Origin of the sequence: Paenibacillus melissococcoides (assembly GCA_944800085.1) — a bacterium.
Lineage (GTDB): Bacteria > Bacillota > Bacilli > Paenibacillales > Paenibacillaceae > Paenibacillus_B > Paenibacillus_B melissococcoides.
Genome location: CALYLO010000001.1, coordinates 1,636,911 through 1,660,372 on the forward strand (window position 1 = coordinate 1,636,911; position 23,462 = coordinate 1,660,372).

At 56.3% G+C, this 23,462-nt stretch carries 27 protein-coding genes and 1 pseudogene; 17 read left to right on the plus strand and 11 right to left on the minus strand.

All coding sequences use genetic code 11. The features are described 5' to 3' along the window. Positions 1-50: 50 nt before the first annotated feature. The 3 genes from OCY70_RS07600 to OCY70_RS07610 all read left to right on the plus strand — a co-directional run bounded on the left by OCY70_RS07600 (position 51) and on the right by OCY70_RS07610 (position 4,288). A complete protein-coding gene (locus OCY70_RS07600) occupies positions 51-2,390 on the plus strand; it encodes a universal stress protein (RefSeq protein WP_213426812.1) in 2,340 nt (779 codons plus the stop codon). 136 nt (positions 2,391-2,526) lie between these two features. Next, positions 2,527-2,916, plus strand: coding sequence for a VOC family protein (locus OCY70_RS07605; protein WP_213426811.1), 390 nt, complete (start codon positions 2,527-2,529; stop codon positions 2,914-2,916). A 172-nt stretch (positions 2,917-3,088) separates the two neighbouring features. Then, positions 3,089-4,288, plus strand: coding sequence for an oxalate decarboxylase family bicupin (locus OCY70_RS07610; protein WP_213426810.1), 1,200 nt, complete (start codon positions 3,089-3,091; stop codon positions 4,286-4,288). Positions 4,289-4,301: 13 nt separating this feature from the next. Here the strand turns inward: OCY70_RS07610 and OCY70_RS07615 are convergent, their stop codons facing one another. Next, positions 4,302-6,359 carry a helix-turn-helix domain-containing protein gene (locus OCY70_RS07615; RefSeq protein WP_249724614.1) on the minus strand — a complete coding sequence of 686 codons (2,058 nt, stop codon included), beginning with the start codon at positions 6,357-6,359 and terminating at the stop codon, positions 4,302-4,304. Between the two features lie 164 nt (positions 6,360-6,523). Between OCY70_RS07615 and OCY70_RS07620 the strand changes: the two genes are divergently transcribed. From OCY70_RS07620 to OCY70_RS07640, 5 genes and pseudogenes are all read left to right on the plus strand, one after another. Beyond that, the gene (locus OCY70_RS07620; RefSeq protein ID WP_213426809.1) at positions 6,524-6,772 is read left to right on the plus strand and encodes a hypothetical protein; all 249 of its coding nucleotides are present in this window, start codon (positions 6,524-6,526) and stop codon (positions 6,770-6,772) included. 379 nt (positions 6,773-7,151) lie between these two features. After that, entirely contained in the window at positions 7,152-8,207 is a 1,056-nt protein-coding gene (locus OCY70_RS07625; RefSeq protein ID WP_213426808.1) for a FecCD family ABC transporter permease, read from the plus strand. Positions 8,208-8,212: 5 nt separating this feature from the next. Next, entirely contained in the window at positions 8,213-9,247 is a 1,035-nt protein-coding gene (locus tag OCY70_RS07630; protein WP_213426807.1) for a FecCD family ABC transporter permease, read from the plus strand. A gap of 51 nt (positions 9,248-9,298) precedes the next feature. Then, the gene (locus OCY70_RS07635) at positions 9,299-11,029 is read left to right on the plus strand and encodes an ABC transporter ATP-binding protein (protein ID WP_213426806.1); all 1,731 of its coding nucleotides are present in this window, start codon (positions 9,299-9,301) and stop codon (positions 11,027-11,029) included. Positions 11,030-11,119: 90 nt separating this feature from the next. Further along, positions 11,120-11,335 (plus strand): annotated as a pseudogene (locus OCY70_RS07640) (ATP-binding cassette domain-containing protein); the annotation flags it as partial. 30 nt (positions 11,336-11,365) lie between these two features. On the opposite strand, the gene OCY70_RS07645 reads toward OCY70_RS07640, so the two are convergent. Both OCY70_RS07645 and OCY70_RS07650 read right to left on the minus strand, forming a co-directional pair. After that, positions 11,366-11,584: a hypothetical protein gene (locus OCY70_RS07645; protein ID WP_213426805.1), complete on the minus strand. Its 219-nt coding sequence runs from the start codon at positions 11,582-11,584 to the stop codon at positions 11,366-11,368. 144 nt (positions 11,585-11,728) lie between these two features. Then, positions 11,729-11,926: a hypothetical protein gene (locus OCY70_RS07650; RefSeq protein WP_261948756.1), complete on the minus strand. Its 198-nt coding sequence runs from the start codon at positions 11,924-11,926 to the stop codon at positions 11,729-11,731. Between the two features lie 251 nt (positions 11,927-12,177). Here OCY70_RS07650 and OCY70_RS07655 point away from each other — a divergent pair, with 251 nt between their 5' ends. From OCY70_RS07655 to OCY70_RS07665, 4 genes are all read left to right on the plus strand, one after another. Then, positions 12,178-12,693, plus strand: a complete 516-nt coding sequence (locus OCY70_RS07655; protein ID WP_213426804.1) for a phosphotransferase — start codon at positions 12,178-12,180, stop codon at positions 12,691-12,693. Then, positions 12,659-12,799, plus strand: coding sequence for a hypothetical protein (locus OCY70_RS36040; protein ID WP_373871420.1), 141 nt, complete (start codon positions 12,659-12,661; stop codon positions 12,797-12,799). Before OCY70_RS07655 ends, OCY70_RS36040 begins: the two co-directional genes overlap by 35 nt. A 4-nt stretch (positions 12,800-12,803) precedes the next feature. Next, positions 12,804-13,367 carry a DNA-3-methyladenine glycosylase family protein gene (locus tag OCY70_RS07660; protein WP_213426803.1) on the plus strand — a complete coding sequence of 188 codons (564 nt, stop codon included), beginning with the start codon at positions 12,804-12,806 and terminating at the stop codon, positions 13,365-13,367. Positions 13,368-13,495: 128 nt separating this feature from the next. Then, positions 13,496-14,179, plus strand: coding sequence for a DNA alkylation repair protein (locus tag OCY70_RS07665; protein ID WP_213426802.1), 684 nt, complete (start codon positions 13,496-13,498; stop codon positions 14,177-14,179). 190 nt (positions 14,180-14,369) lie between these two features. Here the strand turns inward: OCY70_RS07665 and OCY70_RS07670 are convergent, their stop codons facing one another. From OCY70_RS07670 to OCY70_RS07685, 4 genes are read right to left on the minus strand one after another with little or no spacing between them, the layout of a single operon-like run. Beyond that, positions 14,370-15,188 (minus strand): SPL family radical SAM protein, encoded by an 819-nt coding sequence (locus tag OCY70_RS07670; protein WP_213426801.1) that lies wholly within the window; start codon positions 15,186-15,188, stop codon positions 14,370-14,372. Next, entirely contained in the window at positions 15,185-15,577 is a 393-nt protein-coding gene (locus tag OCY70_RS07675) for a 2OG-Fe(II) oxygenase (protein ID WP_261944665.1), read from the minus strand. Before OCY70_RS07675 ends, OCY70_RS07670 begins: the two co-directional genes overlap by 4 nt. Next, positions 15,570-16,118 carry a methylated-DNA--[protein]-cysteine S-methyltransferase gene (locus OCY70_RS07680; RefSeq protein ID WP_213426800.1) on the minus strand — a complete coding sequence of 183 codons (549 nt, stop codon included), beginning with the start codon at positions 16,116-16,118 and terminating at the stop codon, positions 15,570-15,572. Before OCY70_RS07680 ends, OCY70_RS07675 begins: the two co-directional genes overlap by 8 nt. Then, the gene (locus OCY70_RS07685; protein WP_213426799.1) at positions 16,102-16,689 is read right to left on the minus strand and encodes a bifunctional transcriptional activator/DNA repair enzyme AdaA; all 588 of its coding nucleotides are present in this window, start codon (positions 16,687-16,689) and stop codon (positions 16,102-16,104) included. The genes OCY70_RS07680 and OCY70_RS07685 overlap by 17 nt, the downstream gene beginning before the upstream one ends. A 542-nt stretch (positions 16,690-17,231) precedes the next feature. Here OCY70_RS07685 and OCY70_RS07690 point away from each other — a divergent pair. Further along, on the plus strand, positions 17,232-17,633 hold the full coding sequence (locus OCY70_RS07690; protein ID WP_213426798.1) for a hypothetical protein: 402 nt from the start codon (positions 17,232-17,234) through the stop codon (positions 17,631-17,633). Between the two features lie 227 nt (positions 17,634-17,860). Here the strand turns inward: OCY70_RS07690 and OCY70_RS07695 are convergent, their stop codons facing one another. Beyond that, complete coding sequence (locus OCY70_RS07695; protein WP_213426797.1) at positions 17,861-18,034, minus strand: DUF3918 family protein; 174 nt, start codon at positions 18,032-18,034, stop codon at positions 17,861-17,863. A 214-nt stretch (positions 18,035-18,248) separates the two neighbouring features. On the opposite strand from OCY70_RS07695, the gene OCY70_RS07700 reads away from it, so the two are divergent. Both OCY70_RS07700 and OCY70_RS07705 read left to right on the plus strand, forming a co-directional pair. Further along, positions 18,249-18,767, plus strand: a complete 519-nt coding sequence (locus OCY70_RS07700; protein ID WP_249724610.1) for a TolB family protein — start codon at positions 18,249-18,251, stop codon at positions 18,765-18,767. Beyond that, the gene (locus OCY70_RS07705) at positions 18,764-19,492 is read left to right on the plus strand and encodes a hypothetical protein (protein ID WP_249724607.1); all 729 of its coding nucleotides are present in this window, start codon (positions 18,764-18,766) and stop codon (positions 19,490-19,492) included. The genes OCY70_RS07700 and OCY70_RS07705 overlap by 4 nt, the downstream gene beginning before the upstream one ends. A gap of 19 nt (positions 19,493-19,511) precedes the next feature. Here the strand turns inward: OCY70_RS07705 and OCY70_RS07710 are convergent, their stop codons facing one another. Together OCY70_RS07710 and OCY70_RS07715 are read right to left on the minus strand one after the other, a co-directional pair. Continuing rightward, a complete protein-coding gene (locus tag OCY70_RS07710; RefSeq protein WP_213426796.1) occupies positions 19,512-20,513 on the minus strand; it encodes a serine hydrolase domain-containing protein in 1,002 nt (333 codons plus the stop codon). Beyond that, positions 20,503-21,063, minus strand: a complete 561-nt coding sequence (locus OCY70_RS07715) for a MarR family winged helix-turn-helix transcriptional regulator (protein WP_213426795.1) — start codon at positions 21,061-21,063, stop codon at positions 20,503-20,505. The genes OCY70_RS07710 and OCY70_RS07715 overlap by 11 nt, the downstream gene beginning before the upstream one ends. A 187-nt stretch (positions 21,064-21,250) precedes the next feature. Here OCY70_RS07715 and OCY70_RS07720 point away from each other — a divergent pair, with 187 nt between their 5' ends. Beyond that, a complete protein-coding gene (locus tag OCY70_RS07720; RefSeq protein WP_213426794.1) occupies positions 21,251-21,730 on the plus strand; it encodes a GNAT family N-acetyltransferase in 480 nt (159 codons plus the stop codon). Between the two features lie 320 nt (positions 21,731-22,050). On the opposite strand, the gene OCY70_RS07725 is transcribed toward OCY70_RS07720, so the two are convergent. After that, positions 22,051-22,347, minus strand: a complete 297-nt coding sequence (locus OCY70_RS07725; RefSeq protein WP_213426793.1) for a phosphatidylinositol kinase — start codon at positions 22,345-22,347, stop codon at positions 22,051-22,053. Positions 22,348-22,506: 159 nt separating this feature from the next. On the opposite strand from OCY70_RS07725, the gene OCY70_RS07730 reads away from it, so the two are divergent. Then, complete coding sequence (locus tag OCY70_RS07730) at positions 22,507-23,457, plus strand: LacI family DNA-binding transcriptional regulator (protein ID WP_213426792.1); 951 nt, start codon at positions 22,507-22,509, stop codon at positions 23,455-23,457. Positions 23,458-23,462 lie beyond the last annotated feature (5 nt).

The following is a 23,462-nucleotide window of genomic DNA, read 5'->3' on the forward strand; positions in this document are numbered from 1 at the left end:
CGTTCGTCGTCCGGGCACGAGCAGGGCCTCCCCCGAAGGAGGGATCACGCGTGGAAGAGGAACGGCGCCAGACGCCGGAGGAACGAGGGTTGCCGCTCCCGAAGCGGCGGCATGGCAGATTGAAGCTGTATATCGGCCCGGTCAATGGCTGCGGGAAGACGTATGAGCTGCTGCAGGAAGGGCAACTGCTGAAGCGCCGGGGCGCCGATGTGGCCATCGCGGGCGGATCGGGGTTATTCCCGGGCGGCCTGGCGGATCCCGGGACCGAGCTTGAATCTATTCCCGGACTTCCGTGGCCGCCAGGGAATGCGGGCAAGCAGGATCTTGACGTGAAGGCGATTCTGGCCCGCCATCCGGACGTGCTGCTCATTGACGGCCTGGCCCATCGCAACCGCCCGGAGGCGCGGCGCCGGACGCGGCTTGACGATATCCGCTGCCTGCTGGCCCACGGCATCAGCGTCATTACGACAGTCAACGTCTATGAGCTGGTCGGGGCGAATGAAGAAGCCCGCGTTTTGCCGGACCTCGCGGGCGAAGCCGCGGTAAGCGCCGATGTGCTGGCGCTGGCCGATGAAGTGAGACTCATCGATGTCACTCCCGAGACGATGCTGGCCCGATTGGCCGCGGCCGCGAGCGCTCGGGAGGAGGGGGCGGAGGTTCGGGATGCCCCCGCGTTCCGGCGCGATCATGTGGCGCTGCTGCGGGAGCTTGCGCTGCGGCTGGTCGCCAAGGACGCGCACGCTTCGCTCGCGCAGCGCCGGGAAGCGAAGGGGATGGACGGCCCGGCCGGTTCGGCGGAGCGCATCCTCGTCGCCGTGCAGTATCACTGGAACGGCTCCCTCTATATTCGCCGCGGCCAGCAGATCGCCAAGCGGCTCAATGGCGATATGCTGGTCGCCGCGTTCCTTCGGCCGGGGAAGAAGCTGTCCCGGGAGGAGCGCGCCTTCCGGCGTGCGATGCGGAAGCTGACGGAGAAGGCAGGCGGACGATTCGAGGAGCGTCCGCTGTCCTCCCGCCGTTCCTTCCCGGAGGCGATCATCCGCTATGCGGCGGAACGGCAGGCGACCCGGCTCGTCTTGGGCCACTCCAAGCAGACCCGGATTCAGGAGCTCTGGCACGGCTCCGCGGTCAATGGCTTGCTGCGGAGGATGGATCGCATCGATCTGTTCTTCATGGCGGATCGTTCCCAATATGAAGGGGAGCGCATGCTGGCAGCCAAGATGAGGGATCCCTCCGCCGCCGGGAGCCAGGGACGGACGGACTCGCGGAGAGGAGAGGTCGCGGGCGCCGCGCCGAAGCGGGGCAGCTTCAAAGTCTATGTCGGGGCCGCTCCGGGCGTGGGCAAGACGTACGCGATGCTGCGCGAGGGCAATGAGCTGCAGCGCAAAGGGCTTCATGTCGCGATTGGACTGCTGGAGACGCACGGCCGTAGCGAGACGCAGGCGCAAGTAGGGAGCCTCGCTACCGTGCCGCGCCGGATTGTCATATACCGGGGAGCGCGCCTCGAGGAGATGGATACGGAGGCGGTGCTGCGATCCCGTCCGGATGTCGTGCTGGTGGACGAACTGGCTCACACCAATGTCCCGGGAAGCGCGCGGAAGAAGCGGTATATGGATGTGCTCGAGCTGCTGAACGCAGGAATTTCCGTCATTTCGACCGTCAACGTGCAGCATCTGGAGAGCCTGAATGATGCCGTAGCGCAGTTGACCGGCATTCGCGTGCGCGAGACGGTGCCGGATCACGTGCTTCATGCGGCGGATGAGGTGCAGCTTATCGACGTGACTCCGCAGATGCTGCGGCAGCGGATGAGGGAGGGGAAAATCTATGCGAAGGAGAAGGTAGAACAGGCATTAAGCCATTTTTTCACAACGGAAAACCTGATCGCCTTGCGGGAGTTGGCTCTGCGGGAGATCGCGGACGATGTCGACGAGCGGCTGGAATCGTGGGCGCGGTCCTCTTCGCTGCGCGGTCCATGGCGCCTGCATGAGGCCATTCTGGTCTGCGTCCCGAATGCGCGGCATGCGGAGACCTTGATTCGCCGCGGATTCCGCATCTCCTGGCGCCTCAAGGCCGAATGGCATGTGATCCATGTCCGGCCCGGAGGAAGGGAGGCCGGGGAGGAAGAGCTCAGCCGGATCACACGGCTCGAGGAGATGACCGTCCGCTTGGGCGGGACGTTCCAGGTTCATGATGCGGCGAAGTCTGAGCGCATACACCAAATCATTCTGCGCCAAGCGGCCGCATGCCGGGCGACGCAGCTCATTGTCGGCCAGCCCGGGAAGCGGACGCTCGCGGAAGAGCTTGTCCGCGGATCGACGGTCCGCTCGCTGCTGCGACATGCCCGCGATATGGATGTGCTGGTCGTGTCCTGTCAATGGCATGGCGGCTGATGAATAGGAATACTATAGTTATAGCGAAATCTAAGCTTCATGTGTCGGACGCTGCTGTTGAAATGCCGATGAAACGCCGTCTGCCACTATCGCTATGCTTAAGTGCAGGAAGCTTGTAAGGAAAGGAAGAGATCGAATGTTGAGTATCGAAGCGTTGGATCATCTCGTCTTGACCGTAAAAGATATCGAAAAAACGATTCATTTCTATCATCATGTGCTGAATATGGAAGTCGTTACCTTCGGCGACAACCGGAAGGCGCTGCGGTTCGGCAGACAGAAATTCAATCTGCATGAAGTGGGCCAGGACATCGAGCCGAGGGCGAGGAAGCCGGTTCCGGGCTCTGCCGACGTATGCCTCATAACGAAGATGTCCATCGAACAGGTCATTGAGCATCTGGAATCATGCGGCGTTCCGATAGAGGAGGGGCCGGTGGTTCGCACCGGGGCCGTCGGCCGCATCATCTCGGTCTATGTGCGGGATCCGGATGAAAACCTGATTGAGATATCCGTCTATGTGGATAAATGAGATCTGATCCGGAAGCATCCCGTGTCTGTCTCGTTTATTTGCGGGAATAATCATCGCCTCCGCCTCATATGGTTCAAGTGATTTGTACGGGGAGATAACCTGCAGATATCCTCAATGGTTCGTCCGGGGAAGATGCCAGGCTACAACAAATTGAGGCGGAGGTGGTTAACGGGTGCAACACAATCTGAAGCAAGCGCAGCCGGAATGCATCCCGCATCCGATTCGGAAAAGTGACGGCGCCGGTGCAACCGATTATGGCCCGCGCGATGTGATGCGCGATCGGGAGAACCCGGATATGTTCGTGCCGCCGGTTACGGACGAGGGACTGGTGCCGAACTTGAAGTTCTCGTTCTCCGACGCGCATATGCAGCTGAATCAGGGAGGATGGTCCCGCGAGATTACGGTGCGGGAGCTGCCGGTCGCGAAGACGCTGGCCGGCGTGAACATGCGTCTTACGCCGGGAGGGGTAAGAGAGCTCCATTGGCATCAGCAGGCCGAATGGGCCTTCATGATATTGGGCCGGGCGAGGATTACGGCGGTTGATCAGAACGGCCGCAATTTTATTGCCGATGTCGGTCCGGGCGATCTGTGGTATTTCCCCCCGGGCATTCCTCATTCGATTCAGGGGCTGGAGGAAGGCTGCGAGTTCCTGCTTGTCTTCGATGACGGCAATTTCTCCGATCTGAACACCCTGTCGATCTCCGATTGGTTCGCGCACACCCCGAAGGAAGTGCTGTCGGCCAATTTCGGAGTGCCGATCAGCGCATTTAAGCATGTGCCGGCCGAACAATTGTATATTTTCCAGGACGAGGTTCCGGGTCCGATCTCGGAGGAGCAAGTGCCGGACCCGAACGGCGCCGTCGAGCGGAGCTTCGTGCACCGTCTGCTCGCCCAGCCTCCGCTGACGACGCCGGGAGGCTCCGTCCGCATCGTCGATTCCTCCAACTTTCCCGTATCCGTGACGGTGGCCGCCGCCCTGGTGGAGATTAAGCCCGGCGCGATGAGGGAGCTGCACTGGCATCCGAATAATGACGAATGGCAGTACTATCTTAGCGGTCAAGGAAGAATGACGGTCTTCGCGGGCAACGGCTCGGCACGGACGTTCAATTACCGGGCGGGCGACGTCGGATACGTTCCGTTCGCATTCGGCCACTATATTCAGAACACGGGCACGGACAGCTTGTGGTTCCTGGAAATGTTCAAGAGCGACCGCTTCGCCGACGTGTCTCTCAACCAATGGATGGCGCTGACGCCGCATGATCTGGTGAGAGACAATGTCTATGGCTCGCCGGAGCTGATGAAGGCGCTCCGCAAGACGAAATGGCCTGTCGTCAAGTATCCGGGAATTCCGCCGGTGATTGAGCAGGATTAGGCGGGCCGGGATGTTACTCCTGCCGGGAGGGCGCGGCCGCCGCTCCGGTCACGGTCAGCTTCGGATCGAACTCTACCTCGGGATAAGGAGGCGCCGGCCCGTCCAGCAGCGGCGCTTCCTTGCCGAGCAGGTAGCGGTCGAAGAAGGAGCGGACATAGTCACGGTTAATGCGCACGGATTGGTCCGCGGACACCTCCTTGGCGAACAGCGGAGACAGGAGCGCGGCATCCGCGAAGCGCTGATGGAAGAAGCCCTTGACGGTCAAGTAGTAGCGGTCGGCAGCGCTTTTCTCGAAGACGGACTGCAGATCGGGAATATATTCCTCGTAGAACAGCTTCTCCCGCGTGCCTTGGCCGATCCCTCCGTCTTCGGCGGATTGCTTCCCTTCAAGCTGCTCCCGGATCATGTCCGCCGTATCGGATGTCAGCATATACATGAACGGCTGCTTCAGGCCCGTGTGCGCCACGTTGCCCCAGAAGCCGCCTTCCAGGCTTACCCCGGCCTTGAAGCGGCTGTCCTTGGCCAAGGTCTCGGCCGTCTTCGCCCCGCCGTAGGAATGTCCGAAAATGCCGGCCCGATCGAGGTCGATCTTGCCGCGCAGCAGATGGTCCGCATCGCCCGTGCCGGTGTTCCATCCGGCCAGCGTGTCGAGCACGAAGCGGGCATCGTCGGAACGAATGTCAGTCCCGGTCACATTCGCTTCATACTGCGCCGCGGAAGCAGGGTACTCCGGATCGGGGCGGTACAGCACGCTCCTCCCAGCGGGGAAATTCACCTTCGAGGACGTGTACGGGTGATCGATGCCGACGACGATATATCCGTTGCTGGCCAGCTCTTCGACGATCGTCATGCTCTGGTAGCGCGTGGAACGAATCCCGGGAGAGAACAGCAGCACCGGATACTTCGGCTGCGCGTCCGAGACGGCGGCTCCCTCGACCGTATGGGCCGGGATGGCGTCCAAATATCCGAACAAGGACGGCGGGAAGCCGAAGACAAGACTCATGGCTTCGGCCACTTCCTTCGGATAGGGCGTGCGCGGCAGCTTGGCTGCCGCATCCGGATCGGCCGGGTACCAGACGGTGATCATCAATTCCCTGTTATCGCCCTTTTCGTCAGTATAGGTCTCCTCGCGGCTCGGATCGGCCAGGTGATAGGATGCGGTGCCGATCGCATAGGAGCCTGTCGGTTCCGGGAGGGCGAAGACCGGGAACAGATACGTCAAATAGGCGGAAGCCCCGGACAAGGCCAGCACGAGCAGCGACAGCGCCGCGATCGTGATGCGGGCCGGGCGGTGGCGCCCACCGCCGCGAATGAGTCGGGTGAGCAGCATTAGGCCTAGAATCAAAGCCAGGATATAGGCGGGAAGCATCTGCAGCCGAAGCGGGCCGATGCCGGCATGCAGCAGACATGCGGCAGCAAGCACGGACAGCGCCGACGCATCCCGCCGCTTGTCCTTTCTCCCGAAGCAGATCCAAGCGGCCGCCAGCAGGTTGGCGGCGATGACGGCAAGTTCCAATCCTCTCATGTTACATACCTCCAGTGCGACGAACTCGCTCCCGAATTCAGGGAACGGGTTCATCTGCCCGCCAATGGCATCCGCGCCAAGCGCCAGCAGATCCCCGAGCGTCTCCCCATAATAGAAAATCCGCTCCGGCCGGGCCGGAATCTCGACTTCATGCCCCGTCCAATCTCTTACGCGCGTCCGGCTTCTCATGGAACGGGCATATTGTCGCGGCGTCACCCCCGTGGTCTGCCGGAAGCGGCGGTTGAAGTAATATTCATCGGAGAACCCGACTTGGCGTGCGATCTCCCGCAGCGGATCCTGCGATGCGATCAAGAGCTGCTTGGAGCGGTTGATGCGCAGCTCGGTCACATAATCGAGCGGCTTTTTGCCGGTCAACTCCCGGAAGAGAGCCGTATATTGCCACTGTGGCAGCCGGGCCATCTCGGCAGGCTGCCGGACCGTTACCGGCTCCGCATAATTGCCCTGCAGAGAAGAGAGCGTATCCTCGACCGACTGGGCGGGGTTCGGCGCATGTTCGGAGCGGCAGTTCTGCTCGAGCAGAAACATAAGCAGCTCCTGAAAGCGAAGCTGCCGCCGGAAGGACTCCACATCGGAACGATGTTGACTCCCCGCGTATAATGTTCCACGATACGGATTAGCCGCGAGAACGGATAGGCCGCAAGCGCATAGCGATTCGGCATCAGGCTGGCCGCATAAGGCGTATGGCGGGAATGTCCTGCCCGGATGGCGGCGAAGGCGAGCCGGTAGAAGCGGACGGCGTTATCGTATCCGTTGCTGATGCGGGCCGTGCTTCCAGGCGCCAGGAGATAGCATTTGTGAGCGCCGGCATGGAAGGGACGGCTATCCACGGCGAGGCTTCCCGAGCCGCTGGTAAAATAAGAAATGAATGGCTGTTCTCCGTATGGATGTCGCCGGTCTATCCGACAGGACGTTCGAACAGCTCGATCTTGAATAAATGAAAGAGCAAAGAGCGGAGTGGAGCGGAAGCGTTATTCTCATCAACCATCAACATGCTGCCACTCTCTAATTGATAATGATTATCAGTGATTATTGTAGTCGAAAAGTACAGGCTTTTCAATGACGAGTGAAAAGAGGCGGATTTTATTTTGTGCAAAAGAAAAGGGGAAGAACGAAAGGGAGAGGAAAGCCGTCCATATGGCCGATAGGCCGCGGCTGAAGGAGTTGCCCGGAAACCCGTCCGCCGGCGGGGGATGAAGGGCCTTCGATTTTGTGCAAAAAATCGCTTTCGTTTGTCCATTGTCACCGCTGTGTGATCGCCCTAGAATGATATTGATGAAAATGAGAATCAATATCACAAAAATCATAAGGGTGACAGGCATGAATCAAGCAGCAAACGCGTTGCGCAAGGAAACCGTCCCGGAGAAAGTCGAATTCCGGTCGCGTCCGTGGGCGGGCGTCATCATTATTTTAGGCGGCCTGATTGCGTTGGCATTCGGCTTCGTCTTATCGATATCGTTCGGAGCGGCGGATATCAAGTTCGCGACCGTATGGGAAGCGATCTTCCGCTTCAATCCCGATGTGACGCAGCATCAGATTATTCAAGAGCTCCGATTGCCGCGCGTCTTGGGCGGGGCCATGGTCGGAGCTTGCTTCGCTGTGGCCGGAGCCATCATGCAAGGCATGACCCGGAACCCGCTGGCGGATTCCGGACTGCTGGGGCTCAATGCCGGGGCCGGATTTATGCTGGCCATCTGCTTCGCTTTTTTCCCGGGCTTGCCGTTCATGTATCTGATTATGTACGGCTTTCTGGGCGCCGGACTCGGGGCCGGGCTCGTCTATGGCATAGGATCGCTGGCCAAGGGCGGGCTGACGCCGGTGCTCCTTGTGCTGGCCGGAGCGGCGCTGAGCGCGCTGCTGTCGGCCCTGAGCGAAGGAATCGCGCTCTACTTCAAGATCGGGCAGGATCTGTCCTTCTGGTATGCGGGCGGCGTGGCCGGGACGAAATGGTTCCAGCTCAAAATTATGTTCCCCTGGATAGCGGCCGCGCTGATCGGCGCGATCGCCATCTCGCGCTCGATTACGATGCTTAGTCTGGGCGACGAGATCGCGAAGGGGCTCGGGCAGCGCACCGGACTGGTGAAGCTGGCGGGGACGGTCATTGTCCTGATTCTGGCCGGGGCGGCCGTGTCCGTTGTCGGAGCGGTCGGCTTCGTCGGACTCATTATCCCTCATCTGGCGCGTTATCTGGTCGGCGTCGACTATCGCTGGATTATTCCTTGCTCGGCGGTATTCGGCAGCCTGCTCGTCGTATTCGCCGATCTGGCCTCGAGAATGATCAATCCGCCGTTCGAGACGCCTGTCAGCGCGCTGATTGCGCTTATCGGCGTTCCGTTCTTCCTCTTCCTGGCGCGTAAAGAAAGAAGGGAGCTGTAAGCAAAATGGCACAGATTACATCATTCACGCCCGAGCGCCGCAAGCGACACCGGAGCCTTGCGATTATGGCCATATTGGGAATTTTGATTGTTGTAATGTTCATTGTCAGCATGAATACCGGATTCATCCGGCTGTCTCCGCTGGATCTGGCCCGCACCTTGTTCGGAGCGGGAACCGACAAGCAGCAATTGATTCTATTCGAATTCCGGCTGCCGCGGATTGTTCTCTCCTTGCTTATCGGAGCAGGCCTGGCCGTATCGGGCTGCGTCATGCAAGGCATCTCCCGCAATGCGCTGGCCGACCCGGGCATTCTCGGCATCAACGCCGGCGCCGGACTCATCGTGATGCTGTTCATCTCGTTCTATCCGACGACGGCTGCGGCTCCGGTGTTCCTGCTGCCGGTCCTGGCTTGGATTGGCGCGGGATTGACGGCCGCCCTTATCTGCGCGCTTGCCTATAAGCGCCATGAAGGGATGCGGCCGACGCGCCTGCTGCTGACGGGCGTGGCGGTGGCGGCGGGCATCAGCGCCGCCATGATCGTGCTGACGCTGCGGCTGAGCCCGGAGAAGTATCAATTCGTGGCGACCTGGCTGTCGGGCAGCATCTGGGGAACGAACTGGAAGTTCGTGCTGGCGCTGCTTCCGTTCATCATTGTGCTGATGCCCTATATATTCTGCAAGGCGCGCGTCATGAATGTGCTGAATCTGGGGGAGCAGACGGCGACCGGGCTCGGCGCGAATGTGTCGCGCGAGCAGCTGAAGCTGCTCGGGGCGGCGGTCGGCCTTGCCGGCTCCAGCGTCGCCGTGAGCGGGGGCATCGGCTTCGTCGGGCTGATCGGCCCGCATCTGGCCCGGCGCCTCGTCGGACCGAAGCACCAACTCCTGCTGCCGACATCCGCGCTGACCGGCGCGTTGCTTGTGCTGGCCGCAGATACGATCGGCCGCTGGATTTTGCAGCCGTCCGAGGTGCCGACAGGCATCGTGGTCGCGGTTATCGGCGCCCCTTATTTTCTCTATCTGCTTGCGGGGTCCAAAGCGTAGGCAAGCGACGGACAGAAGTCCCGATCATGAAGGAAAAGAGAGGTTATCACTGTGCTGCGTCGATTTTTTGCTTACTATCAGCCCTATAAATGGCTGTTCATTCTTGATTTCTCCTGTGCCATCCTGGCCGCTTTGCTGGAGCTGGCTTTTCCGGTCGCCGTCAACGGCGTCGTCGATCAGCTGCTTCCGAGCGGCAACTGGAGGTGGATTCTGTTTGCCTGCCTCGGGCTGCTGGGCATTTATGTCGTCAGTGCCGGGCTGCACTTCGTCGTTACCTACTGGGGGCACAAGCTGGGCATCAACATTGAGACGGATATGCGCAAAAAGCTGTTCGATCATGTGCAGAAGCTGTCCTTCCGCTTCTTCGACAACAACAAGACGGGCCATCTCGTGTCCCGCATGACGAACGATCTGATGGACATCGGCGAGATTGCGCATCACGGGCCGGAGGATCTCTTCATCGCCGTCATGACGCTGGCGGGGGCCTTCGGCATTATGCTGAGCATCAACTGGGAGTTGGCCGTGCTGACCTTCATCATCGTGCCGCTCATGATTTATTTGTCGCTCTATTTCAGCCGCAAAATGTCGCGAGCCTTCAAGCGAACGTTCGCCGATATCGCCGACTATAACACGCGGGTGGAGAACAACGTGAGCGGCATCCGGGTCGTTCAGGCGTTCGCCAACGAGAAGCATGAGATTCGCCGCTTCGCCGAGAACAACGCCCGCTTCCGGTTGACGAAGCTCGTCACGTACAAGATCATGGCCTGGAACTCCTCGATCAGCTTCATTCTGATGAAGCTCATCTCGCTGTTCGTGCTCTTATGCGGCACATGGTATGTCATCAACGAGCAGATGACGTACGGGGAATTCATTGCCTTCGTTATGCTGAGTAACGTATTTCTGGGCCCGATCAAGCAGATCAACGCGGTCATCGAAATGTATCCGAAGGGGATCGCCGGCTTCAAGCGCTATCTTGAGTTATTGGAGACGGCTCCCGATATCGCCGACGCTCCCGATGCCCGGCCAATTGGCAAGCCGAAGGGGGATATTCGCTACAGCGGCGTCAGCTTCGGCTATGAGAACAAGGAGAGGATTTTGAACGGCATCGACTTGACCATTCGGGCGGGAGAGACCGTCGCGCTCGTCGGCCCGTCCGGCGCAGGCAAGACGACGCTATGCAGCCTGCTGCCGCGCTTCTATGAGATAGACGAGGGCTCGATATCGATCGATGGGACAGATATCCGGAAAATAACGCTCGAATCGCTCCGTTCCCATATCGGGATCGTGCAGCAGGACGTATTCCTGTTCGACGGCACGATTCGGGAAAATATCGCGTACGGCAAGCTCGGCGCGAGCGAGGAAGAAATATGGGAAGCCGCGCGGCAGGCGCAACTGGAGGAGCTGATCCTGTCGCTGGAGGAAGGAATGGATACGCTTATTGGCGAGCGCGGCGTCAAGCTGTCGGGCGGTCAGAAGCAACGCTTGTCGATTGCCCGCATGTTCCTGAAGAATCCGGCCATTCTCATTCTGGACGAAGCGACGTCGGCGCTGGATACGGAGACCGAGGCGGCGATTCAGGAGGCGCTGTCCGCGCTGTCGCAGGGAAGGACGACGCTCGTCATCGCGCATCGGCTGGCCACGATCAAGAATGCCGATCGGATCGTCGTCGTCACCGAGCAAGGCATTACGGAGCAAGGAAAGCATGATGAGCTGTTGGCCGCTCGGGGCATCTACTGCCGGCTGCATCAGGCTCAGTTCGGGGCTGGCATGCTGATTTCATAGATTGTAGAGGTGCTGAGAACCGGTCTTTTTGAATACATATTTCACGAATTATATCGTATAGAATGCCGTAGCGAAGGGAGCGGAACGAAGATGAAGGAACGGCTTCAGACACAGAAGCTCGACATTGGTTACAGCGAGAGGGCGATTGTGCAAAACTTGAACTTGTCCATTCCGCACGGCAAAATAACGGCCCTCGTCGGAGCGAACGGCTCAGGAAAATCCACGATTCTGAAAGCGATGGCCCGCATTATGCGGCCCAGCTCGGGGGGCGTGCTGCTGGACGGCCGATCCATTCACTCGATGTCGGCGCTACTGTGAGACAGCCCCGCCTTGCTTCTAACCGCTCGACTTGCCGAAAAACTGCGAAATTACAGTTTTCCATTCTGACGTCGACTTCGTTACCGGCATTCCTGCAAAACGGCAGGAATTTCTGCCACGACAATGGGTTGAAAGCAAAAATCCGCGCAAAGGATGTACTTTTGCAGGAATTTCATCAGGGAGGGGCTGAAATAGCGTAAATTCCTGCACAAATGCAGGATTGGCTGTCTCAACCATCTTCCGCCGCCTGTCCCGCTGGTCGTCCTGCTAATTGTAGTCGTCCTGTCTGAACGTCCCGCCGCCGCTTTTCCCGCATCTACCTTCTCTGTAGTCCCGTCTTGCCCTGCGTCATGATTCAAGGCCAAAGGGACACTTGATGATTTAAATCCGCCGGCCGTATGTGCGCAAATAATCCTCCACGTCATTGTACGCTCCTGTCTGATTGGCGTATTTGACGTAGTTCTTCGCTTTGCGCAGCCATTCGAGCGTAGACGGGCGCGCGGTCTCCAGCAGCGCTTCGAAATCGTTCAATTTTTGCATGAGCCGATGGATGTGATCCGCATCCGCTGCTTCGGACAATCGCCTGCGCTTATCGCAAAGATTATCGATGAGTCTTTGTCCGGCATCACAGCGATCTTCCGCCGCCATGCCACGGATCAGGGCTTTGCCGGCGACGTATGAACACTACCTGGTACGGGCCGTCAGCTAACGGCGGAAGGGGATGGAGATGAGAGAGACATGATAGTCAGGTTCGCGACTTATCCGGAAGCGGTGCAGGCGTTTGCCGGGGAGCGGCGGTCACGGTCGTCAAGGACAAGCCCCGCTCCGCCGTGTATCGCTTGGATCGAACGGACGATTCCTTTTATGTCAAGGTGACCGCTGCGGGGCAGATGGAGAAGGAGGCGCGGATGACGGCCTATCTGTCGAAGATAGGCGCGTGCCCGAACGTCAGATTGTATATGACCGATGCTTCCAGGGATTATCTCATCACCGATCGGATCATCGGAAGGGATGCGGCCAGCTCCGAATATCTCGCTGAGCCATCCCGCTTGTGCGACATCTTTGCCGACAGCTTGTCCTATTTCCATCGGCTTCCCGATACGGACTGCCCCTTCACGAACGGATTGGAGGAAATGGTCAGCCGGGCGGAGGAGAATTACCGGAGCGGCAAGGCGGAGTTGAGCCTGCTTCGTTACGCGGGATATGCAAGCGTCGATGCCGCTTATCAGGATATGATCGCTCTATACAGCGTCGCATCCGGCTGCGGGGGAACAGACGCTCATCCATGGCGATTATTGCCTGCCGAATCTGATGCTGGATCAATTCGCGCGGAGCGGTTACATTGATGTGGGCTACGGAGGATTAGGCGTTCCGCATTATGATCTGTTCTGGGCGCTATGGTCGCGGCAATTTTACGAACGGCAGGATCACAAGCCGAACGGAGGAGGGTAGCGGATTGGGGACCGTCGCGAAGAAGCATTTTGACTATGGAGAGCGGGAAATCAATTACTTGCGATGCGCCGATGCGGCGCTGGGGGCTGCGATGGCCCGGCTCGGCCGGGTGGAGCGGGTCATTATGCCCGATCCGTTCGCCGCGCTCGTCCACGCTATCGTGGGGCAGTTGGTCTCCGTGAAGGCGGCCAACACCGTCTGGGAGCGGATGCAGGAGCGATTGGGGGAGATCTCTCCCCGGAATCTCGCAGCGCAGCCGGCTGAACGGATTCAAGGCTGCGGCATGCCAATGACGAAGGCGGAGCGCATTCAGGAGATTGCCCGGCTGGTCGCGAATGGCGAATTCGACCTGCAGGAGCTGCGGCGCTTATCCGATGCGGAGGCCACTACGCGCTTAATGACGCTGCCCGGAGTCGGGAAGTGGACGTCCGAGATGCTGCTGATCCACGCTTTGGAGCGGCCCGATGTCGTAAGCTGGGGCGATATCGCCATTCGCCGCGGCATGATGGCCTTATATGGGCTTGACGCGATGACGAAGGCGCAGTTCGATCGGTATCGGAGGGCGTAGTCGCCGTATGGCTCGGTCGCTTCCATTTACTTGTGGGCTGTGGCTTATGAATAAGCGGTTGGCTCATGGCGGTGCGGCGGTCAGGAACGTGCGGACGGAAGGAATAAGCAAGCGGGAGGAGATCGAAGATGGAGACCACGATTCGGGCACAGATTATGGCGATGGCGGATGAGAAATACCGGCAATTTAGCGCTTCCCTGATTCCGAATATCAATAATGTCGTCGGCGTGCGGCTGCCGGAACTGCGCAAGCTCGCCCGGAGTATCGCGAAGGGCGACTGGCGGGCTTATTTGGCGCAGGCGGACAGCGATTATTTCGAGGAAGTGATGCTGCAGGGCATGGTCATTGGCTGCGCCAAGGCAGATGTGGAGGAGATTCTCCGTCACGTCTCTGCGTTCGTGCCCAAAATCGACAACTGGTCCGTATGCGACAGCTTCTGCTCGGGGTTAAAAATCGCCTCTTCCCATCAAGAGCGGGTCTGGGAATTCATTCAGCCTTACCTCGAATCGGACAAGGAATACGAGATTCGCTTCGGCGTCGTGATGCTCCTGAATTATTATGTCGATGAACCCTATATTCACCGTGTGCTGGAGCGGCTGGACCGGATTAAGCACGAGGGCTACTACGTCAAGATGGCGGTAGCCTGGGCCGTGTCCATCTGCTTCGTGAAGCTGCCGGACATCACAATGGACTATTTGCGAGGCAATTCGCTTGACGACTTCACTTACAACAAAGCGCTGCAAAAGATTACGGAGTCCTATCGCGTCGCTCCGGAGACGAAAGCGCTGATTCGAAGCATGAAGCGGAAATAAGGAGCTGTGCCGCGGTGCGCTCGGCTCTGCGCCGATAACTTGCGGCGACAAGGGCAAGGCTGCGGCACAATTCATCGGCATGAAACGCGAAGAAGCAGAGACATTCCGCCACGCTGCACGTTGCCGACACGGCTCTGCTTCTTTTTTTACCCCGGTCATATCTTCGGCGCATGGGCTGACGCACAGAGCGTCAAGGCTCGAATCCCGCCTGGCTGATGTACAGCTCCTCCTCGGAGAAATGCCGCCGCAGCCGATCGTAGACGATGCGGTAGGCGGAGGGATGATACCATTCCTCCAATCCCAGCTTCCGGTACAACGCTTGCATGTTCAATTGGCGGGTTCTCTTGCCGCCGCTCCCGTCGCCCATAAAATAATCGTCGATGCATACCCGGTTCACGAGCGGGCGCAGCACGGCCCCGAACGCTTCGCTGCTCGGCAGCACCGGCGCGATCGTGGCCTGGGCCGGCACCCCGGCTTCCGCCAGCAGCTCGAGCGTCTTGAGCCGTGCCGGAATGGGGGGAGCTTGGGGGGAGAAGTGCTTGCGTATCTCTTCCAGATCCGTCTCCACCGTCATGCTGACGCGAACGGCATCGCCAAGGCGGACGAGCAGATCGATATCTCTGTGCACGAGCGGGCTGCGCGTCTGCACGAGCAGGAAGTCGGGGGGACACTCGGCCATAATCTCCAGCAGCGACCGGGTAATCCGCTCTTTATGCTCGATCGGCTGATACGGATCGGTGCTGGATGACATGAAGATGGTGACAGGCCCTTTCTCCTTCGCCCGGCGGTATTCCTTCCGGAACAGCTCCGCCGCGTTCTGCTTGACATCGATCCAGCTTCCCCATTCCTCTTCGCGGTAGATGGATACCGGCATGCGGCGCACATAGCAATAGGAACAGCCGAACGCGCACCCTGTGTAGGGATTAAGCGAGTAGCTGTAGCCCGACAGGAATCCGGTGCCTTTATTGAGAATGGTCTTCGGCGATTTGTAAGCGCAACCCGGCTTCATGTCCGTCCTCCTTTACTTCGCATCATGGAAGATGATGCCCAGCGCTCCAGGAATTCGGCCAGCCGTTCCGGATATGCCGCGCCGCCGCGTCCGAGCCGCTCGAGCCAGTCATTGGCTATGCGGGCCAGCTCCGGGTACAGCGATTCTCTGAGCTGCTGCAGCAGCGGAAGCGGCGCATCATAATATTTGTATTCCCCGATTCCGAAGCGGTATCTCGCCATGGAGATCGTCTTGCGGAAGTTCGCTTCCTCCGGATAGGTGCCGATAATATGCTCGCAGGCGGCTGCATCGAGCACCGCAGGAAGCTTCGCATAGCCGTGCTCGTCCAGCGAGCGCCGGACGGAGCTCCAGTCAAGCCGCGACATCCGTTGTGCCAGGCGGTCAAGCATGCATCCGCCCTCCTTCTGCCGACAGGACGTCCCGTTCCAGCCGCAGCAGCTTCGCTTTCATGTCCAGGCCGCCGCGGTAGCCCGTCAGCGCTCCGTCCTTGCCGATGACGCGGTGGCAAGGCACGGTGATAAGGACGGGATTGGCCCCGATGGCCGTTCCGACGGCCCGTACAGCCGACGGACGCTGAAGCTGCTCGGCAAGCTCCGAATAGGAGAGCGTCTCTCCATATGGAATGCCGCAGAGCGCACGCCAGACCGCCATTTGAAAAGGCGTTCCCTGCAAGTCCAACGGCATGGCGAAGCTGCGCTGCTTGCCCTGCAAAAAGCCGGCAAGCTCCTCCGCATAGGGCTGCAGCTTCCCGTCATCCCGCTGCAGCAGTCTGGCCGGCCAGCGGCGGCCTGCCCATTCGGCGATGGCATCGAGCGGCTGGCCCGGAGAGCCGACATAACAAAGTCCGGTGTCTGTCGCCGCAAGGATAAGATTCCACTCCTCGCATTCGACAGCGGACCAATAGATCGGCGTATCAGCTTTCTTTTCCATAATCGCTATCCTCCTCCGTATCCGCCTGCCGCTTCCGGTACTCGGCCGGAGTGCACCCGGCGGTCTGTTTGAACAAGGTAATGAAGTAGGGGGGATTGGACAACCCGACGGACTGCCCGACCTCGGCGATGGCCAGCTTCGTTGATCGAAGCAGTTCCTTGGCTTGCCCAATCCGCCGCCGCTGGACATATTCAACCGGGGTCATGCCCATGATTTTTTTGAAAATCCGGTGCAAATGATAGGGACTTCCGTGGCTAATCTCGGCCAGGCGGCGGAGTGTTAGCTTCTCCGCATAATTCCGGTCGATATACGCGGTCACTATCGCAATCCATTCGTCATCCGGCAGCCGCTGTCCGGTCGGCTTGCAGCGCTTGCATGGGCGGTAGCGGGCGGAGAGCGCCGCTTCCGGACTGCGGAAGAAGCCGACATTCTCGCGCTTGGGCGGCCTGGACTTGCAGGAAGGGCGGCAAAATATGCCCGTCGACTTCACGGCGTACCAGAATTGTCCGTCATAAGCGCTGTTATTGCTGACGATGGCCTGCCACATTTCATCGGTTACCGACTCCGGCATGGGCGTTCACCTCCACCCCTAGTATATCCTTCGCACGTTTGTACGCAAATAAGAATAGAATAGCAAGATAACGAAATTGGATATATCAATTATACTTCAGATCCTGCCCGGTACGGCAACGCCAGATGCTTCCGATTCAGGGACGGGAGCGGTCAAGGAATATCCCTGTGCTGCCATGTCACTAGATTGCGGTGGGATGATGGACAAGACCAAAATATTAATTATCGAAGACGAGGAAGCGATTGCCGATCTGCTCAACGGATACCGCCAATCTCCCTATAGGTCAAGGAGTCGTATATGTTCAGAGTTCCTTTTACCAATCTCCCCGTAGGTCAGGAAACTCGTATATCCTCGGATTCTATTATCTAGTTATGGAACCGATGAATCGTTTATTTCCATGTTGAGCCTGCCTTAATGCTGACACATTCCCCCTGTATTGTATGGATTGTAGCCGCCGCAACGTATGACAAAGGGTTCTCGTACGGATAGCGGCAGGAAAAAAACAGGATTGCAGCAGCAATCACCATCAGGAGGAGATTCATATGAAAAAAAGATTGACCGCAGGTATCGCATCGTTAGCTGTTTTTGCTATGGCCGGCTCGGCCTATGCGGCGGAAGTTCCGAGCGGCACCATCGCCAGCAAAATGGTGAAGGCGTCTGCGGCAGAAGCGAATGGGAAGGCCGCGAATCACGGATTTCAGGCGCAGCTTCAAGTAACGTCCGCATCGTCAACGATCCGAGCAGAAGCCGTGTCCGGCGGTCAAGCCAAGCGGCAGATGCTCAGCAAAAATATAGCCGGTGATGGCGCCGAGATCGCGGTGAGCGTGACAAGCCTGGAAGAGCTGGCGAAGGAAAAGGGCATCACCGTGGAGGAACTGATTGCTCAATTGAAGCGGGAAGCGAAGACAAGCAAGAGTGGACCGGTGATGATGAAGAAGAATTAAAGGATACCAAGCCTCTGGCCGTGATAGTGCCGGAGGCTTTTTTTCATAGGAGGCATGGAACGGTCTATCTTATTAGAAAAACGTTTAATAATTGCCTATTTGTGAACGGGGTGCTGCCTGAATCCGCACTCTGTCACGGGACAATACGTCCGCAAGCATGTGCGAATGTAACGGCGTCTCATGGAATAACAGCCAGACCTGCGAAGGGACTGGCTGTTATTTTTTTGCTATCCGGTGCGGAGCTTTTTGCGAAGCTGCTTTAAGGGTTGGTTTCTTCTTCCGTTCATGCGCATGCGCTGCTGCGTTAATCCGACGGCTGCCGCTCCGACGCCAATCGCCAATAAAGACCAAAGCGTTTTCCGATTATTCCAATTTTTCAAAAAACCAAACACTCCGTTCATCCCCATCCCACCCCCTTAATGGACACTTGAATAATGGCATTCGCACACCGTTTTTATTGTGCTCCGGCATCGGCGGCCGCATGCAAGGAATGCTTTCCGTCTTCAGCGGCTTATGGAAACAACGCATTGGGGCCAAGGCTCGGCTGTCATAATTTTGGCATCATGGGGAACGCTAGATTGTGCAGGATGATCGGATTCGGCAGGAGGAGTTCCCATGAAAAACCGCTTGATCGCCCTTATCGTCTTCGCTTTACTATGCTCGTGCTTGCCAGCGATCAGCCGGGCGGACAACGTTGCGGAACAGAAAGCGGCAGCCGCATTTATCCGCGGCAATGATCTGTGGATTGCGATCGGCTCCGAGGAGAAGCGGCTGACCCGCGGAGAATTTATCCGAAATCCGCGCTGGTCCCATGATGGGAGCTGGCTGGCCTTCTCGAAGGGCAAGGAGGAGAAGGAAATATGGCTGTATCATGCCGCGACGGGCAAGATGCGCCAGGCGGGCCAGGGGTATAACGTACAGTGGTCGCCATCGCGCAACGTCTTGGCTTTCCAATCGCAAGAAGCTCGTCGCACTCTGTACGTCATCGATGCGGAAGGCAAGCGGAAGCCGCAGCGCATCGCGGAACATGCCGGCAACTTTTCCTGGAAGCCGGATGGCGCAAGTCTGCTATACTCTGTGGAAGCTCGCCTGCTGGGGACGGAACATGGTCGGATATCGGATTGTATACCGTGAGTCTGCACCCGGACGGACGCAGCGAGTTATTTTATACCATCAAAAGCCAAGCACAGGACTTCTTCGCGGTCACGACAAGCCGCTTCAAATGGTCGGCGGACGGAAAATGGATCGCGTTCATCGCCGTTCCGACGGCGTCGTTGTCGGCAGACGGCAATATGTTATGCTTGTTGTCCGCGGACGCAGAGACATTCTTGAAGGCGGGGCAAATGCTGAACTATGATGAGTGGTTCCAGTGGGGGCCGCAAGGCAGCACGCTCGCCTATATCGAAGGCTATGGACGGGAAGCGACAAGCAATAAGCTGCTTACCGTCTTGAACGGCATGCCGTCGCTTCTGCAAAAATCATATACGCCCGCGGGCTATGCCGATCGGGATCTCGCTTGGCTGGACCATGAGACTCTGGTCGCCGCCCGGGCGAAGGAAGCCGCCTGGTCCGGCGAACCAAGCGAGCGCCCGCTTCCTTCTCTGGTGCTCGTAAATCTAGGAGGAGGGCGGCAGCCAGAGCTTACTCGTCCGCCTCGAAATGTCGGAGATTTCTTCCCGGTCCTTCTGAGGGATCCAGGAAGCCTCGCCTGGATACGTGCCGACCGAAGCAAGGCGCACGTGATGCTGGCTCAACCGGAGGATGGTAGACGTGCGGCGCAGTGGATTAGCGATCTGACGGTTCCTGACGCTTATTACGAGCATTGGAGCTGGGGAGAGGTCATTGACTATCGGGGGTGAATTCGGGCAGAAGCATTGTTCACTTGGTTAGCAGTGCTTCTCCGATTTTGGCGATATTCAGTAAAAGATAATTGGATAACACAACGGCTCCTCTTCTTTTGCTTTTCTCAAAGCCGACATAAGAGGTGAAGCATCCAGTGCCGCCATCCTTATAAATCAGATTAGAATTTTTATGGATTTCCCATCCAAGCCCGATATCGAATTTCTTCGTTGCTGCAGCATGTTTTTGATGACATAGAGAAAGATAGGGCTTCTCGTTGCCCATCTGATGCTTGACATAAAGCAGTAAATCTTCGGCAGTCGATGTGATAGCGCCAGAAGGGGCAAAAAAGTTGTCCGTTCCCCATTGCCAATTCCCGCAATCTTGATTTGCTTTATTATACCCATGAAGGTTCGTCTTTCTATATGTCCCAACATAGGTATTACTTAGTCCGAGATCATTCGCTATAAAGTCATCCATTGCTGCCGAGTAATTCTTGTTCGCCAGCAAACTCAGTATATGACCTAAAATACTGATGCCAAAATTGGAGTAGGCATATTTATAGTCTTGATCCTTTAATTGTTTGGACTGGATAATCGACATCCAATTTATTTGACTTTTATCGTAAAATGGATTGTTTTTTATGCAGCCCTTGACCACGGCTCCGACAAGCATGTTCATATACTCTGTTAGTTGAAAAGGAACAAACGAAGAATATCCGGAAGTATGAGTCGCTAATCTCTTCAAGGTTGGATAATATTGATTGTGGGGCAGATCCTTCAAGTATTTTTGTATGGAATCATTTAAGTCCAGTCTGTTTTCTGAAGCAAATTTGGCCATTAACGATGTGGTGAACGTTTTCGTAACCGATCCTATTTCATAGTTATAGGATGGCGCATCCTTCATTTCGCCGTGATGATCATACACTTTGATTATTGTATCTTCACCGGAGACGAATCCTATCGTCATCAACATATTTTCCCGCTTCTTCTTTTTTGTGTTCTTTTCGACGAGATGCAATACATCGGAATTAAACCCCATTCTGTTCTCTCCTCCATTTGAAATACTCCAATGCTTCCAGATAATCATTCGTGACTGCTTGATCCAATTTACAGCTGACATCTTCTTCCAATCCGCTCTGGCTAACCCCGTCAAATTGATATAATTTCTGCAATAGTGTCCAAAATGTTTTTAATTCTTCATGTGTGAACTTTTGAAAAATATCGGCCATAAAGTAGATGCTTGCTTTGCCGCACGAGAGCAAGATATCCTTGCCCCGTTCCGTTACCAAAACATTGTTAGCTCTTTTGTCCAACTTGCTTGGCTTTAAGGTTACAACCCCTTTTTCCTTGAGACTTGATACCAGGCTGCTAATATTTTGTTTGGTTGTTCCTAGTTTCATTGCGATATTTTTAAAAGTTGTTTCGTCTTCGGGCAAGTGCAAAATGGCAAGTAAAGTCAAAAATTGGCGAGCGGTCAGACCGTTAAAATAGCAATCGCCTTGAACCTGTACTTTGTTGGTTACCGAGAAAAGAGAAGCGTAAATTTGCTGCATCATATGTAAAGCTTCTAATTCTTTTGAATAGCTCATTATTAGTGCCCTCCATTATTAGACAAGATCTTGTCTATATGAGTATAGATCTATAGGGCATATTAGTCAATATATTGTCTATGTTAGGCTAATAAGTTAACCGCTTAGAAAGCAAGCAACATGAAAAAAGCCGCAGATCTCATCTGACGGCTTTTATTGCTTGGAGGGGTAGTAATCCACAGCATAAATGTTATATAATGGGCGGCAAAATAATTATAATCTATACAAAAGCACTTTGAGTTTACCCTATCCCTATCCTTTGGAATGCGCGCTTTCGTGGATTGCAACTCATGAGCAAAACTTTGAATTAGACCGAAGGTACGAATTCGCCATAACGGACAAAAACAGCGGACAGCTATATGGCGCTATTGCTCTTTCAAATCATAAGCAACACAAAAATGGTGAAATCGCTTACTGGATAGGAGAAGAATTTTGGGGAAATGGATATGCGACAGAAGCAGCCATAGCAGTTTTAGAATTTGCTTTTAAAGAGAAGAGTTACCATCGTGTTTATGCTTGTCATTTTCGATCAAATCCCGCATCTGGAAAGATCATGGAAAAGTGCGGGATGTTATACGAAGGCACTCTAAAAGATCATGTTTATAAAAACGGCTCTTTTGAAGATCTGGTTTTTTATGGGATTATGAAGCCGATGAAATACGTATAATATGCGGTATTTTTATTCAAATTGGGGGTGTCCCATATAGCCATAGTGAGACAGCCCCCTGATTCTCAAAGCTCGACTTGCCGGAAAACGGCAAAGATGCAGTTTTCCTTTATGGCGGTTACTCCGTTACAGCCATTCCTGCAACACCGCATCAATTTCAGCCTATGCAATAGATATAAAGCAAAAATATGCGGAAATGATGCCTTTTTTCATCAATTTAAAAAATATCGGATCAAACAGCGTAAATTCCTGCATCGACGCAGGATTTCATTGCCTCATCCACCAGCTGCCGCTTTTCCCGGCGCCGTCCTCTCTGTTGTTTAAATGAAAAAAGGAAGAAGAAACAGATCCACGAAGCTGAAGAAAGGAATTCGGCGATGAAAGAAGCGCCGTCTCGGGAAAAAGCCCGGGTAGAAGCCGAATTGTCTGTAGTAGGAAGGCTGCGCCGGCATCCCGCTCATGTCGGTCATCATCTGTTCGGTAGGAATCGCCAGCGTGATTCCATCTTGATCAACATGGGCGATAAATCCGTCATAACAATGGCCGTCCTTCGTGCGGATTCCGACATACTTGTTCATACAGCACCAGCTGAGCTGGTGAAAATCATGTGGACTCATTGGTGACCTCCTGTTTGCGTGGTTCATCTCAACATTAGTCTATCCGCTCCTCCCCATTTCGCTCACGGCATTTGCCCAGAGAGGCATAATATCGCTATGATAGAAGAAGCCATACTTGGTTCCTCAATAACGGGGCTCATATAAGGAGGATATGATCCTGTGACGAATATCCATGATATCGCGAAGAAAGCCGGGGTATCGGTGTCCACCGTATCCAGAGTGCTTAACAATTACAAATATGTGTCTGAAGAAAAAAGAAAGGCCGTGCAGAAGGTTATCGATGAATGGAGCTTCGCTCCCAACCGCAATGCGATTGGCTTGATTCGAGGGGAGACGCGAATGATCGGGGTCATCATGCCGTACACTAACAATCAGGCCTTCGATCAGATGCTGCATGGGGCATTGAACCGATCCCGGGAGCTGGATTATTCGGTCGCCGTGCTGCCGACGAAATACGATAAGAGCAAAGAGCTGGAATATCTCTATATGCTGAAAAATAAATGGCTGGATGGCGTGATCATCACTTCCCGCGCGAATGAGTGGGAACAGATATTGCCTTATGTCGAGTACGGAGCCGTGATTGCTTGCGAATTCACCGAGCATCCCGAGATTGGATGCGCTTATATCGATCGGTATGCCTCTTATGTGGACGCTTTTCAGTATTTGAAGGACAAGGGACATACCGCAACGGCCTTCACGACGGCCCGGGGAGGGGAGAGCAGGAGCACGCAGCAGACGATCGCGGCGTATGAGAACGTATTCGGCAAGGTGCCGGACGGTTACTTCATCTCGAATTGCTATTCGTTCGAGGATGGGTATCAAGCCGCCGAGAAGCTGCTCGGCCTGGAGGACAGACCTACGGCCATATTCGCCAACGGAGATGAGGTGGCCGGCGGGATATACCGGTATGCGCTCTCGATCGGGCTGACCATACCGCATGATCTGGCGATCTTGGGGCAGGAGAACCAGCCCGTCGGCGTCGCCCTTGATCTGTGCTCCATTGACCATCGGCTCGTGCAGGTCGGCGAGCAGGCATTCGACCTGGCGGTGCGGCGTCCGCGCGACAAGGTGAAGATTCCTTACCGGATCATTGCAAGATCTTCGGTATAGCATTT